Consider the following 15,274-nt stretch of genomic DNA (forward strand, 5'->3'; position numbering starts at 1 on the left):
AAAACAAAAATCCCATTCTCGATATATAACGAGAATGGGATTTTTTAGTTTAAACTAAAGTTGGTTACTCTACGATAACTTTTTTAGCAGTATTTGCACCTTCGCTTTCTAGATATACATAATAAATGCCTTTTGGTAAACCAGCTAAATGAATTATGTTGTCATTATTACCAGTGCTGAAAGTCGTTGTTTTTATCAATTTGCCCAAAGCATCATAAACAGTTGCTTTATTTAGCAAAATGTTATTAATGTGTAATTCTCCTTTTGTTGGGTTTGGATAAATTACAACTTTGTCGAATATGGATTCTTGGAGACCCAAAGTTTTACAAGTGTTTGAATAAATCGTGGTTGGTTCTTTTATATTTGACCAATTGGCGTTTGAGTATTCCTCATCATCAACCTGAATGCAGCCAAGCTTATTAAGACCTAGAAAGCTTGTGCTAATAGCAGTTCTTTTTCTAGCTTTTGATGGTACGATAAGTTTTGTATTATTTCCATTTCGTATGTTTAATGATACTAGCGGATTGTTTGCAATATATATGATTTTAAGATTGGTGTTTTTTGATAAATCCAATGTAGTAATTTGGTTAGAAGACGCATTAAGTGTTTCTAAAAGTAGATTTTGATTCAGGTTTAGAGTCGTTAATTGATTATTACTACAATCTAAATCCGTTAACGATGTGAAATTTTCAATACCTGCTAAATCTGAAATATTACTATTTGAAAGATTCAGAGAGGTGATCGTGCTTATATTTGAATTGGAAATTTTTCCGTTTAAACCATCTGTATCAATTCCTAGATCAATTAATTTTTGTTCAAAATTATTGTCAGGTAGTAGTATGTATTTTGGAGAACAATCGGTACTAAAAGTTGCTTTAGCATCTTTTTTGCTTGACCAATTTGCATCAGAATATGCTACATCATCTACTTGAATACAGGTTAATTGTGGATTGTAAATGAATCCCAAATTTGAACTTTTTAAAAGCGTATTTTTTCCGTTTTTTAAATTAAGACTTGCTAATAGTAGATTTTCACTACAATCGAAATTTGTTAAAGCAATATTTTTTGAAAGATCTAAATTAGTTAATTGGTTTACGCCGCAATATAATTCTGTTAAGTTAACATTCTTAGAAAGATTTAAATTTGTTAATTGATTAACCGCTACGTATAAAATATTTAGAGAGACGTTCTTTTCAACATCTAGATTAGTTAATTTATTGTCACTACAATTTAAATTTGTTAAAGCAGTATTATTGGAAACATTCAAAGATGTCAACTTATTAGCATTACATTTTAAATATGTTAAAGCAGTATTTTTAGAAACATTCAAATTTGTTAGTGCGCTATTGGAGCTACAATATAAAGTTGTTAAAGCAATGTTGCTAGAGGCATCTAAACTGGTTAATTGATTGTTATCACAGCTTAAATTTTTTAAATTAATGTTACTAGAAATATCCAAATTTGTTAGTCGATTGCTGCTACAGTTTAAATATGTCAGAGCATTATTTTTGGATATGTTTAAATTTGTTAAGTAATTAGCTCTGCAATTAAGGACTTGTAAAGCGGCAAAGCTTTCAATTCCAGTTAAATCGGATATCTGACTGGCAGATACGTCTAAGGAAGTTATATATGAAATATTTGCGGTCATGACTTTCCCATTAATAGGACCAGAATCAAGTCCTAACGCAATTAACTTTTTCTCAAAGTTTGCGTCGGGGATTAATGTGTAAAAACTGCTTGTGTCACCAGACTCATATAAAGCGTTGATTTCTGTTGGAGTTAAAACACGATTCCAAATTCCAATATCATCTATTTTACCTTTGAAGCTTTCATCTGTAGTATCCCCAGGAATTCTTTGTCCTATCTTAAAAGTATTGCCTGTAGTGTTTAAGCTTATAAGATTTTCAGATACAAATTCGCCATTGATAAATAATGAAGCTTTAGTTCCATCGTATGTAAGTGTGTAGAAATACCAGTCATTGTTTGAATAATCAAAGTTGTTTACATAAAAAGAGCCGTCAGAAAAAACAGGGCCATTTACTACATTGAGGTATCCCTTTGAGTAAACAGAAAGAGAAAGTCTTTGTGTTTTTGCTAAAATACCATAGTTAAAAATACAAATTTCATATTTGTCTGGGGTTGTAAAGGCATCATTTGTCTTGAACCATCCCGAAATTGTTCTTGGAGAATTGTTTTGAGGAATATTAGTTATTAGAGCATTAATATTACTGCTGATGCCATTAAAAGAGTAGGCTGTATTGGCAACTCCAAAACGATCGGTAGTTAGAGTAACATCTGTAGGATTTCCGTCGCTTCCACTTCCGCTTGCATCATTTGCATTACCATTAAAAGGGAAATAAGCAAGTAATCCGTCCTTCGGTACATATGTTGGGACAGTAGAAGTTTGAGCATAAGTTGAGGAAAATGCCAAAAAAATAATAAAGAGTAGTTTTTTAATCATAATTTTAACTATTTGAATTAGAATATGCAATGATACAAATTACAAATGATTTCGTGTTAAAATTTTATTTATCAGATTGTAATTAGATTCAGTATTTTCATTTCTTAAAGAATGTTTATATTTGAGCCGTTTCATTTTGTCAAGAAAAGATTAAATCAGATTCCTAACAGATTGTTAATCTGTCTTTTTTTTGTAACAAAAATCATAATTTAGGCCCATATTTTAACTTTTATTAAATTTACATAAATGAATAGTATTAAACCTATTTACATATCTGCTTGGGTATTACTTGCTTTAGCTAGTAGTGCAACTGTACAGGCACAAGTTTCAACTTCTAAAGAAACGATTACTGCACCTTTAGTTATTGTAAAAAAAGCCCCACTTTCTGAAAATGATTTAAAAAGATGGAGTCATCTGGATTTAGTAAAAGATACTATCCCCGGAATGAGTGTTGATAAAGCGTATGCCGAATTACTAAAAGACAAAAAAGGAGTAAAGGTAATCGTAGGAATTGTTGATTCGGGTGTAGATATAGAACACGAAGATTTACAAGGAAACATCTGGACGAATACAAAAGAAATTCCTGGTAACGGAATCGATGATGATAAGAATGGTTTTATAGATGATGTTCATGGATGGAACTTTCTTGGTGATGCTGTAAACGAGAATACAGAAATGACTCGTATCGTAAAGAAAGGTGACGATGGCTCTGCTGAATATAAAAACGCATTGGCACAATACAATGAAAAATACGAGAAAGCTTTAAAAGATAAAGAACAAGTAGATTTTTTACTAGAAGTACACAAGACTGTGAAAACAGCTTTGAATAAAGAAAACTACAATCTTGAAGATTTAAGTACAATTAGCTCTACAGATTCAAAAGTACTTAGAGCTAAAATGATAATGACCCAAATTTTTGGTAATGCAGGTCCAACTTTTAATCCTGAAGCAGATTTTGAAGAATATAGAGCTCAGGTTTATGATCAGTTAAATTATAATTTGAATAAAGAATTTGATGGTCGTAAAATTGTAGGTGATAATCCAGAGGATATTAAAAATACTCGTTATGGTAATAACAATGTTACAGGACCAGATAAAGAAAAAGCATTACACGGAACTCACGTAGCAGGTATTGTAGCTCAGGTTCGTCATAACAATTTAGGTGGAGACGGAGTTGCTAATAATGTCGAAATTATGACTGTAAGAGCTGTTCCAGATGGAGATGAGTATGATAAAGACATTGCATTGGCAATACGTTATGCAGTAGATAATGGAGCAAAAGTAATTAACGGAAGTTTCGGGAAAAGCTTTTCTCCACATAAAAAATGGGTTTATGATGCCATAAAATATGCTGCTAAAAAAGATGTGCTAATTGTACACGCAGCTGGAAATGATGGATACAATATAGATATTGAGAAAAACATCAATTACCCAAATGATTCTGAAGACAACATAAAAGAGTTTGCAGATAATTTAATTACAATTGGAGCAATTAATAAAGTATACGGAGAAAATGTAATTGCTAGTTTCTCTAATTTTGGAAAAATAAATGTTGATGTTTATGCTCCAGGAGAAGAAATCTATGCAACAGTTCCTAATAACAAATATAAATATTTGCAAGGAACATCGATGGCTGCTCCAAATGCTGCGGGAGTTGCAGCTTTAATTCGTTCGTACTATCCAAAATTAAAAGCTTCGCAAGTAAAACATATATTGATGGATTCTGGTGTTTTGCTTCCGTCGATGGTAGTTTTGGGTGAAAATCCAAATCCAGCTGAAAAACCAGTAGCTGTTTCATCGTCAGAGTCGTCAAAAACGGCTAAAATGGTGAATGCTTATAATGCGTTATTGATGGCAGAAAAAATGTCAAAAAAATAAATTGTAAAGAATATTAATCCGATGGAAGGGTGGCAACCCTTCCATTTTTATTATATAGCCCATGCGAAAAATTATATTACTTTCTTTTTTGAGCCTTAGTTTTGGCTCACTAGTTGCTCAAAATGCACCTTATTGGCAACAACATGTAGATTATAAAATGGATGTATCGATGGATGTAAAAGACTATCTATACAAAGGCAAGCAAGAATTGGTTTATACTAATAACTCGCCAGATACTTTAAGAAAAGTATTTTACCATTTGTTTTTTAATGCATTTCAGCCAGGAAGTGAGATGGATGCAAGAATCCAGACTATAAAAGATCCTGATGGAAGAATGATAAATAAGGTAAAAGTTGATGGCAAAGATGTTAAAGAAAGCCGCATGAAAACTTTAAAACCTAATGAAATAGGTTTTCTTAATATTACCAATTTCAAGCAAGATGGTGTAACTGCTACAACAAGAGTTTCGGGAACTGTTATGGAAGTTACTTTGGCTAAGCCAATTTTACCAAACTCAAAAACTACTTTTACATTAGACTTTGACGGACAAGTTCCAGTACAAATTCGCCGTGCAGGAAGAAATAACTCAGAAGGTGTTGCTTTGTCAATGTCTCAGTGGTATCCTAAATTGGCCGAATTTGATTTTGAAGGTTGGCATGCAGATCCTTATATCGCAAGAGAATTTCATGGAGTTTGGGGAAATTTTGACGTAAAAATTACAATCGACAAAGACTACACAATCGGAGGTTCTGGATATTTGCAAAACAAAAATGAAATTGGTCATGGATATGAAGATGCTGGTGTTACAGTAGTTTATCCTAAAAAAACAAAAACACTTACCTGGCATTTTGTAGCACCAATGGTACATGATTTTACTTGGGCAGCCGATAAAGAATATACTCATGATGTGGTAAAAGGACCAAATGATGTTGATTTACATTTCTTATACAAAAACAATCCAAAAACTACAGAAAACTGGAAGAAACTAGAGCCATTAATGGTGAAAGTAATGGATTTTTATGATCATAAAGTAGGACCATATCCGTACAAACAATATTCATTTATTCAAGGTGGAGATGGCGGAATGGAATATGCAATGTGTACTCTAATGTTAGGAAACGGAACTCTTGAAGGGATTTTAGGAACGGCAACGCATGAGTTAGGACACTCTTGGTTCCAGCATGTTTTGGCTTCAAATGAATCTAAGCACCCATGGATGGATGAAGGTTTTACAACTTATATCGAAGATTTAGCTTTAAATGAATTAGCTGGAGATAAAAAAGTAGAAAATCCGTTTAAAGGAAATTATGCAGCGTATTATAAATTGGTAGAATCTGGTAAAGAACAACCACAAACTACACATGGTGATCGTTATGATGAGAACAGACCATATAGTATTTCTTCTTATGTAAAAGGAAGTATCTTTTTATCTCAATTAGGATATTTGATTGGTGAAAACAATCTAGATAAAACGCTAAAAAAATATTATAGCGATTTTAAATTCAAGCACCCATCACCAAACGATATCAAGAGAACTGCTGAGCGTGTTTCTGGAGCAGAGTTAGATTGGTATTTAATCGATTGGACAGGAACTACGAATACTATTGATTACGGTATTAAAGACGTAGCTGATAGTGGAGATAAAACAGTTGTAACTTTAGAAAGAATTGGAAGAATGCCAATGCCTATTGATTTAACTGTAGAATATACAGATGGAACAAAAGAGAGTTTTTACATTCCGTTACGAATGATGAATTTCATAAAAGAAAATCCTAATCCTTCTATGAAAAGAACGGTTTCAAATGACTGGGCTTGGGCAATGCCAACTTATAATTTGACAATCTCAAAAAGCAAAAGCACAATTAAGAAAATCACTATTGATCCAAGCGGATTAATGGCTGATATTAAAGCTGCGAATAATGTTTATGAAGTGAAGTAAATCTTTGCTCTTATTCAATAAAAAAGCCCTTAAAGACATATTGTTCTTTAAGGGCTTTTTATTTAAAAAATGGTTTTCTTAAAAAATGATTATTTTACTACTTCCGTATTAGTTTCAGAAATAACAATGTTCTGTTTTTGTTTTTTAAATGGAAATAATTGCCTGTAACTCGCGACTCTCCATAACCATTCGACAGGACCATAGTTGTACCTAGAAAGCCACCATTTGCTTATAAAAAGCTGAACTATGAATAATGCTACCGCAAGAAAAAAGTAAAACCAATAAGGTAATGTATTGTGGATTTTTAAGCCAATACCCGAAAAAATAAAGGTAGCCAGAATGTTTTGAACCATATAATTGGTCAATGTCATTTTTCCACTGACGTTAAAATAGCTAAAAACAGTTTTTAGTTTACCATTTGTGTAAAGCAAGCATATTCCCGATGCAATAAATAGCATCGTATTTATTATTAACCAGAATATTGGATGGAAATATTTAAGGAAAGGTACTTTATAATTTATTGCCGTTATTAAAAGAAAACCAAATACTAGCGCAATAATAAAAGTTGTTATAATGGTTCTTTTTAATAATTTTTGAAATTCAGGTAAGCGATTAAAGAAGTTAATTTTTTGAGCATAAAAACCCAAAAGCATACAAGCAAACATTACTACGTGTACCGTAATAGCATATACGAGATTAATCATTTCGCTATAATAAGTACCTAGCAAATTAAATTGAAATAAATCCAGCCAATTTCCCGAGTAAAATAGCTTTAAATATTTAACGTCCGATTGTACGTTTGGTAAAGTCTGTGTTATCGAATTGATGTATGCTGTAAGAAACGGAATAGTCAAAAAGAGTATTGCGCAGGTTATAAGTATTGTTTTTTTAGAACTTTTGTAAAACAATAAAAGAAATAGACCCAAAAAGGCATAATCTTTTAAGATGTCGCCAAACCAAAATGCAGAGTTAATAAAAGCAAGTATAAAAAGAATAACCATTCTCCAGCAAAAAAATAAAACTGGATTTTTGCCTTTACTTGCCACATTATTAATAAGTACTGCAAAACCATAACCAAATAAAACGCTTAGTAAAGTCCAGGATTTGGCGGCAAAAAAATATTGATTAATTGCAGCGATTACTTCAGAAAAAGGGCCTTTTTTAAGAACAGCGCTTTCTAATCCTACATAACGATAATCGACATAGTTACCTATTACAACCCCTAATAATGCCCATCCTCTTAAAATATCTACGATGGCAGTTCTTTTGTTTTCTTGAACTGGTTGAAATGAATTTGTCATATAATTAACTGAATTTGTAGTTTTTATAAATGGTTTTTTTATTGAGATGATTATTCTGCTGCTTCTGCATTAGTTTCAGAAATAAAGGTGTTCTGTTTTTGTTTTTTAAACGGAAATAATTCTCTATAACTTGCACATCTCCATAGCCACTCAATTGGTCCATAATTGTATTTAGAAAGCCACCATTTGCTAATAAATAATTGAATTATAAAAACAGAAACAGCTAGTAAAAAGTAAAACCAATACGGAAAGGAATTCTCAATATTTAAACCAATTCCGGAGAAAATAAAGGCAACGAGTATATTTTGAGATATATAATTTGTCAAAGTCATTTTTCCGCCAGCACTAAAATATTTGAAGATCGTTTTTAGTTTACCATTTTCATATAGTAAGCATATTCCCGTTGCAATAAAAACCATTGTACTTAAAATAAGCCAGTAATAGGGGTGGAAGAATTTGAGGAAACCAACTTTGTTTTCAATAGCAAAGAAAAAAACAATACCAATTATAACGGCAATAATCAGACTGATTATAAGTACATATTTTAAAAGTTTTTTCTTTTCGTTTAAACGATTAAAAAAATCTAATTTTTGAAGCAGAACCCCAAAAAGCATACAAGCCAGCATTACAATATGTGCTATAATGGCATAACCAGGAGAAACGATTTGTTGGTAATAAGAAGCCAATAGATTAAATTTAAAAAAGTCCAGCCAGTTTCCTGAGTGGTATAATTTTAAATATTCAGGATTGGAGATAATATCTATTCTTTCGAAGTTAAAACCTTTGATATAGGCCATTAAAAAAGGAATGATAAGAATAAGAACTGTACAGATTATACTTAATGTCTTTGCAGAACATTTGTAAAAAAACAATAATACAAGTCCTAGAAAAGCATAATCTTTTAAGATGTCGCCAAACCAAAAAATACAATTAATAAAAGCCAAACCAAAAAGCAATATCATTCGCCAGCTAAAAAAAGTAACTGGATTTTTGCCTTTCGCAGCGACATTATTAATTAAAATTGCAAAGCCATAACCAAACAAGATTGTTAATAAAGTCCAGGATTTTCCAGAGAAAAAAAACTGATCAAAATTAGATAGTATTTCAGATAACATACTATTCTTAGTTTCTTGTGGTAGATTAATGTGTGGTAAACCGGAATAATTGCCAATTGCAACGCCTAATATGGCCCAGCCCCGAAGAATGTCGACAATAGCAGTTCTTTTGCTTTGTTCGACAGGATGATAAGAATTTGTCATTTGATTAACGTTTTTATTGTGATTTGATTGATGATTTTGTATGAATTATTGAGTTATTCATAGCTAAATCAAAAATAAGAAAAATATAAAGCAATCAAATTTTAAATGACAAATAATGTTTGTAATTAAAAGGAAAGGATCTGTTTGGTAAAAAAAGAAAAGTCCATTTTCAAAAGGAATTCCTTTTAAAAATGGACTTTTATCGTATAAAGGCGATGTTTATTTTTTGTTACCTAAATGCTCCAGCATATCTTTAGTCATTGACTCAAGGTCGAAAGTATGATTCCAATCCCAATCTTCTCTAGCCGAACTATCGTCGATGCTAGCAGGCCAACTATCAGCAATTTTTTGACGGAAGTCTGGATTGTATGAAATCGTAAATTCAGGAATATGTTTTTTAATTTCTGCTGCAATTTCAGTAGGAGTAAAACTCATTGCTGCCAAATTGTAAGAGGAGTGAATTTTGATCTTTTCAGCAGGGGCTTTCATGATATTTATAGTTGCTTCTATAGCATCATCCATATACATCATTGGCATTTTAGTTTCAGATGATAAGAAACATTCGTATTTTTTATCGGCAATAGCTTTATAAAAAATATCAACAGCATAATCTGTTGTTCCACCACCTGGAGGTGTAGACCAGCTAATTAAACCAGGGTAACGGATACTTCTTACATCGACACCATATATGTTATGGTAGTATTCGCACCATCTTTCACCAGCTTGTTTACTAATTCCGTATACAGTAGAAGGTTCCATGACAGTATATTGTGGAGTGTTTTCTTTTGGAGTTGTTGGTCCAAAAACAGCAATACTAGATGGCCAAAAAATCTTTTTTATTTTATTTGCCTTGGCTAAGTTTAAAACGTGAAACAATGAGTTCATGTTTAAATCCCAGGCAAAAGCTGGATTCTTTTCGGCAGTAGCCGATAATAAAGCAGCCATTAAATAAATATCAGTTATTTTATGAACCTCTACAAGGTGCTCGATTTGATTGAAATCTAAGGCATTTACTACTTCAAAAGGACCAGAATTAACAACGTCAGTATTTAATTTACGAATGTCAGATGCAATTACATTTTCTGTTCCGTATAATTTGCGTAGTTTTTGGGTAAGCTCCGTTCCGATTTGACCGCAAGCACCAATGATTAATATTTTTGGATTCATTATGTGTTGTTTTTAGTAACGCAAATATAACGTTTTCGCAAATAATTTTACTTTTCGGAATAACAAATTATAAATTTAATAAGGATGAAGATTGATTTTTGGATTATTCTCCGTTGAGGTGTTTAATTATCTTTACCGTTAAGCACGCAAAGTTTTTTTAATTAAGCCATTTTATAAACACACAAAGTTCGCAAAGCTAGATCAATACAAAGCTTTGCGAACTTTGTGTTTTCTAACCTTAACACAAAATAAAAATCTTTGCGTGCTTTGCGGTTTAATTTTTCAAAATGATGGTTTAAAAACTAGAAAAAATCTGTGTCAATCTGTTTAATCCGCTAAATCTGTGGGCCAAAAAATCAACCATGATTTATAGAATCTTTAGCAAAAAACAGAATTCGTAATTGTAAAATTACTTTGTAACTTTGTAGCTTAATGTTTGAACCGATGAAATATAGAATATCTCTTTTCCTGCTTTTTGTTTTTCTTTTAAATTCATGTCAGAATAACGACGAAAAGCGACTTGCCGAAAATAAAAAGGAAGCCAAAAAGAAAGAATTGATTTTTAATAATATTAGAAATAGTTGGGTTTTTTACGATAGTTCTATCAATGAGGCTTCAGAACAAATTGAAAACCAGTGGAATGAATGGCACCTGTTTTTAAAAGTATTAAAAGGAACGCCTCAAAAAACCATTGGAGCATTTCAAAAAAAATCTACTGAAATCACCAAAAGCGCCGAGGCTTTAAATAATAATATTCCTGCCCAACTTAATGTACCTCAAGTTAAAACTAGAATCGCTATCATAATTACGAAAATAAAAATGATGGATTTATATATTCATTTGGATAGAATTCCCGACGAAAAGGTCAGTATTTTAATCAGAGAAATAAATAATGAACTAATGGCTTTACAAAGACAAATGGATAAGATTCTTGTAAAGAGTAAGATTCCTGTTGAAGACGGGGAGACAGAGTTAATGAAAATGATAAAGGATACTGCAAGAGCAATTCCTAATGAAAAAGTGACCCCAAATATTCCTAGAGTTGAGTAAAAGTGCTTTATATACTACGTACGATAATTTGCCCAAAACACAGCAAATTGCCAATCAGTTAATAGAAAACAATGAAGTAAAATTGCATCTTAACGGATTGTTAGGATCGTCGGTTTCATTTGTAATTCGTTCTTTGTTTAAGAAAGTCGAATTGCCTTTTCTTGTTATTTTGGATAATAAAGAAGAAGCAGCGTATTATCTGAACGATTTAGAACAAATGATCGGGGAGCAAGATGTATTATTTTATCCCGGATCTTACCGAAGACCGTATCAGATAGAAGACACTGATAATGCCAATGTTTTGCTTCGTGCGGAAGTATTAAACCGAATTAATTCGCGTAAAAAACCCGCTGTAATTGTAACTTATCCCGAAGCATTATTTGAAAAAGTAGTGACTCGAAAAGAGTTGGATAAGAATACGTTGAAAGTATCAGTTGGCGATAAAATTTCAATTGATTTTATTAATGAAGTTTTATTCGAATATGAATTCAAAAGAGTAGATTTTATTACCGAGCCTGGAGAGTTTTCTGTTCGAGGAGGAATTGTAGATGTGTTTTCTTTTTCAAATGATAATCCATATCGAATTGAGTTTTTTGGAAACGAAGTCGATAGTATTCGAAGCTTTGATGTTGGGACACAATTATCTATAGAAACACATAAAAAAATCACGATAATACCCAATGTCGAGAACAAAGTGTTTCAGGAAAATAGAGAAAGTTTTTTGGATTATATTTCTGAAAAAACAGTTCTTTTTATTCAAGATACAGATGGATTTCTGAGTCAGTTAGACAAACAATTTGCAAGAGCCGAAGAAGCTTACGAGAAATTATCGCAAGAAATTAAGCGCGCAACGCCAGATCAGTTATTCCTAAACCAAAAGTCATTTATAAAAAAAGCACTAGATTTTTCGATTGTAGAATTGGCCAGTAAACCAATTTTTAAAACAATCAAGAAATACGATTTCCATATTCAGCCACAACCCTCATTTAATAAACAGTTTGATTTATTGTTGAATAATTTAAGTGATAATCATTTTAACGGATACAAGAATTATTTGTTCTGTTCAAATGATGCGCAGGCAAAACGTTTCCATGATATTTTTGAAACCTTGGACGAAGCCAATTCTGAGAATATTCGCAAGCAATATCATACGATAGTTTTACCATTGTATCAAGGTTTTATTGATGACGAAAATCAGATTACGTGTTATACCGATCATCAGATTTTTGAGCGTTATCATAAATTCAATATTAAAAACGGCTATTCTAAAAAACAGAATATCACGCTTAAAGAATTGACCACATTATCGGTTGGGGATTATGTAACACATATCGATCACGGAATCGGGCGATTTGGTGGATTGCAAAAAATTCAGGTAGAAGGAAAAACGCAAGAAGCCATTAAGCTGGTTTATGCCGATAATGATATAGTGTATGTGAGTATACACTCGCTTCATAAAATTTCTAAATACAACGGAAAAGATGGAACGCCACCCAAAATTTATAAGTTAGGATCGAATGCTTGGAAGATTTTAAAACAAAAAACCAAAGCACGTGTCAAACATATTGCCTTCAATCTTATTCAGCTGTATGCAAAAAGAAGATTGGAAAAAGGATTCCAGTTTGCGCCAGATAGTTACTTACAAAACGAATTAGAAAGTTCGTTTATTTACGAAGATACACCAGATCAAACGAAATCAACTCAGGAAGTAAAAGCCGATATGGAAAGCGACCGACCAATGGATCGTTTGGTTTGTGGTGATGTAGGATTCGGAAAAACAGAAGTTGCAATTCGTGCCGCTTTTAAAGCAGTAGATAATAGCAAGCAAGTTGCAGTCTTGGTACCAACCACAATTCTTGCCTACCAACATTACCGTACTTTTTCGGAACGATTAAAAGAAATGCCAGTTTCTGTTGGGTATTTAAACCGTTTTAGAACTGCAAAACAAAAGGCGCAAACGCTTAAAGATTTAGCCGAAGGAAAACTGGATATTGTAATTGGAACACACCAATTAGTAAATAAAAATGTAGTTTTTAAAGATTTAGGATTGCTAATTGTCGACGAAGAACAAAAGTTTGGAGTAAACGTAAAAGATAAATTGAAGACAATTGCTGCCAATGTGGATACGTTGACATTAACAGCAACGCCAATTCCGAGAACATTACAATTCTCCTTAATGGCAGCGCGAGATTTATCTGTAATTACAACACCTCCGCCCAATCGTTACCCAATCGAGACTAATGTAGTTGGTTTTAATGAAGAATTGATTCGTGACGCAATTTCGTATGAAATTCAGCGTAACGGACAGGTTTTCTTTATTAATAACCGAATCGAAAATATAAAAGAAGTTGCCGGAATGATTCAGCGTTTGGTTCCAAATGCAAGAGTAGGAATCGGACACGGACAAATGGAAGGTGCTAAGCTGGAAGAATTAATGCTAGCGTTCATGAACGGAGATTTTGATGTTCTGGTAGCTACAACAATTATCGAAAGTGGACTTGATGTACCAAATGCCAATACCATTTTTATCAATAATGCTAATAACTTCGGATTGTCGGATTTACATCAAATGCGTGGTCGGGTAGGGCGTAGCAATAAGAAAGCATTTTGTTATTTCATCTGTCCGCCATATTCATCCATGACCGAAGATGCTCGTAAACGAATCCAGGCTTTAGAACAATTTAGCGAGTTAGGAAGTGGTTTTAATATCGCTATGAAAGATCTTGAAATTCGTGGAGCAGGAGATTTATTAGGAGGAGAACAAAGTGGTTTCATTAATGAAATCGGGTTTGATACTTACCAGAAAATCATGAATGAAGCTATCGAAGAATTAAAAGAAAACGAATTCAAAGATTTATATCCTGCAGAGAACGATATTGAAACGAAGGAGTACGTAAAAGACTTGCAAATCGATACCGATTTTGAGTTATTGTTTTCTGATGAATATATTAATAATGTTACAGAGCGTTTGAGTTTGTACAACGAGTTAGGTTCTGTGAAAAATGAAGAAGAACTGGTTCTCTTCCAGAACAAATTAATTGACCGTTTCGGACCAATGCCTCCGCGTGCCAATGCTTTGATGAATAGTATTCGCATTAAATGGATTGCGACTAAAATAGGAATTGAGAAACTGGTAATGAAAAAAGGTAAAATGATTGGCTATTTTGTTTCCGATCAACAGTCTGATTATTATCAATCGAAACGTTTTCATAAAGTGATAAATTTTGTGCAAACACATAGTAATATTTGCAAAATGAAAGAAAAAGAAACTCCAAATGGTTTACGTCTTTTATTGACTTTCGAGAATGTAAAATCTACCAAAAGAGCTTTGGAGTTGATGGAAATGTTGGGGGAGTAATATTGGATCAGAACTAACAGGTTTTTAAAACCTGTTAGATCTGTACTATAGTAAATTCTATTTTTTATTATCCAACAGTATTTCGGTCATATTCTTATAATTATTTAAGAAACCTTTGGTGATTAAGTAGTGTTCCGTTTCTTCATAATCGACTTGTCTTATTCCGTTTTCATCCAATTGATATATTATTGCATTCGGATATGCCAGAAGAATGGGAGAGTGGGTAGCGATTATAAACTGCGAATTGTTTTTTACGTGTTCATCTATTGCCGCAAACAGTGTAAGTTGCCTCATGGGAGATAAAGCAGCTTCGGGCTCATCAAAAACATAAAGACCATTTCCGCCTAATCGTTCAGTAATGATTTTCATGAAAGATTCCCCATGAGAACATTCATGCAAGGAATGACCCGTTCCCTGAAGGTTGTCTGTTGCTTCCATATAAGTTGCCAGATTATAAAAACTTTCAGCACGAAGAAAGTAATAGTCTTCTGGGAGACTATGACTTTTTGCAATCTTCAAATAATTAAAAAGACCAGATGTATTCTGATGGGTACTAAAACGAGCATGTTTACTTCCTCCTTCTTGACTTAATCCCATACTTAAAGCAATTGCTTCTATCAGCGTTGATTTTCCTGAGCCATTTTCTCCTACGATAAAAGTAACATCAGAGTGAAATTCAACTTTATCCAACCCTTTTATAGATGGTATCGTAAAGGGATATTCCTCATAACTTGTAATTGATTCTCTTTTGAGTGAGATTTCTTTTAAATAAGGTTTGTTTGTTATCACTTACGAGTTGCTTTAATTGAATTGATGAAGAGGGTTCAAAAATAAAACATTTTTATGGATGAGCTTCTTAAA

General features: G+C 32.5%; 9 protein-coding genes. 4 read left to right on the forward strand and 5 right to left on the reverse strand.

Going from position 1 to position 15,274, the window contains the following annotated elements; genetic code table 11:
- Positions 1–64: 64 nt before the first annotated feature.
- On the reverse strand, positions 65–2,461 hold the full coding sequence (locus OA93_RS12465; protein ID WP_052259443.1) for a LamG-like jellyroll fold domain-containing protein: 2,397 nt from the start codon (positions 2,459–2,461) through the stop codon (positions 65–67).
- A gap of 246 nt (positions 2,462–2,707) precedes the next feature.
- On the opposite strand from OA93_RS12465, the gene OA93_RS12470 reads away from it, so the two are divergent.
- Complete coding sequence (locus OA93_RS12470; RefSeq protein WP_039113616.1) at positions 2,708–4,339, forward strand: S8 family peptidase; 1,632 nt, start codon at positions 2,708–2,710, stop codon at positions 4,337–4,339.
- A 61-nt stretch (positions 4,340–4,400) separates the two neighbouring features.
- Positions 4,401–6,278, forward strand: coding sequence for a M1 family metallopeptidase (locus tag OA93_RS12475; protein WP_039113617.1), 1,878 nt, complete (start codon positions 4,401–4,403; stop codon positions 6,276–6,278).
- Positions 6,279–6,367: 89 nt separating this feature from the next.
- Here OA93_RS12475 and OA93_RS12480 read toward each other — a convergent pair whose 3' ends face one another.
- From OA93_RS12480 to OA93_RS12490, 3 genes are all read right to left on the reverse strand, one after another.
- Positions 6,368–7,579 (reverse strand): DUF418 domain-containing protein, encoded by a 1,212-nt coding sequence (locus OA93_RS12480; protein WP_039113618.1) that lies wholly within the window; start codon positions 7,577–7,579, stop codon positions 6,368–6,370.
- A gap of 50 nt (positions 7,580–7,629) precedes the next feature.
- Positions 7,630–8,838 (reverse strand): DUF418 domain-containing protein, encoded by a 1,209-nt coding sequence (locus tag OA93_RS12485; protein WP_039113619.1) that lies wholly within the window; start codon positions 8,836–8,838, stop codon positions 7,630–7,632.
- Between the two features lie 219 nt (positions 8,839–9,057).
- Positions 9,058–10,005: an L-threonine 3-dehydrogenase gene (locus OA93_RS12490; RefSeq protein ID WP_039113620.1), complete on the reverse strand. Its 948-nt coding sequence runs from the start codon at positions 10,003–10,005 to the stop codon at positions 9,058–9,060.
- A 444-nt stretch (positions 10,006–10,449) separates the two neighbouring features.
- On the opposite strand from OA93_RS12490, the gene OA93_RS12495 reads away from it, so the two are divergent.
- Positions 10,450–11,055, forward strand: a complete 606-nt coding sequence (locus tag OA93_RS12495) for a hypothetical protein (RefSeq protein WP_039113845.1) — start codon at positions 10,450–10,452, stop codon at positions 11,053–11,055.
- A complete protein-coding gene (mfd, locus tag OA93_RS12500) occupies positions 11,048–14,413 on the forward strand; it encodes a transcription-repair coupling factor (RefSeq protein ID WP_039113621.1) in 3,366 nt (1,121 codons plus the stop codon). The genes OA93_RS12495 and mfd overlap by 8 nt, the downstream gene beginning before the upstream one ends.
- Positions 14,414–14,470: 57 nt before the next feature.
- Here mfd and OA93_RS12505 read toward each other — a convergent pair whose 3' ends face one another.
- Positions 14,471–15,202, reverse strand: a complete 732-nt coding sequence (locus OA93_RS12505; RefSeq protein ID WP_039113622.1) for an AAA family ATPase — start codon at positions 15,200–15,202, stop codon at positions 14,471–14,473.
- Between the last annotated feature and the right edge of the window lie 72 nt (positions 15,203–15,274).

The organism is Flavobacterium sp. KMS (genome assembly GCF_000813005.1).
Classification (GTDB): Bacteria; Bacteroidota; Bacteroidia; order Flavobacteriales; family Flavobacteriaceae; genus Flavobacterium.

Bases quoted from the DNA above. Each gene is read 5' to 3' on its own strand.
- OA93_RS12495 (WP_039113845.1), top strand. From the start codon at position 10,450: ATGAAATATAGAATATCTCTTTTCCTGCTTTTTGTTTTTCTTTTAAAT.
- OA93_RS12470 (WP_039113616.1), top strand. From the start codon at position 2,708: ATGAATAGTATTAAACCTATTTACATATCTGCTTGGGTATTACTTGCT.
- OA93_RS12465 (WP_052259443.1), bottom strand. From the start codon at position 2,461: ATGATTAAAAAACTACTCTTTATTATTTTTTTGGCATTTTCCTCAACT.
- OA93_RS12485 (WP_039113619.1), bottom strand. From the start codon at position 8,838: ATGACAAATTCTTATCATCCTGTCGAACAAAGCAAAAGAACTGCTATT.
- OA93_RS12490 (WP_039113620.1), bottom strand. From the start codon at position 10,005: ATGAATCCAAAAATATTAATCATTGGTGCTTGCGGTCAAATCGGAACG.
- OA93_RS12480 (WP_039113618.1), bottom strand. From the start codon at position 7,579: ATGACAAATTCATTTCAACCAGTTCAAGAAAACAAAAGAACTGCCATC.
- OA93_RS12475 (WP_039113617.1), top strand. From the start codon at position 4,401: ATGCGAAAAATTATATTACTTTCTTTTTTGAGCCTTAGTTTTGGCTCA.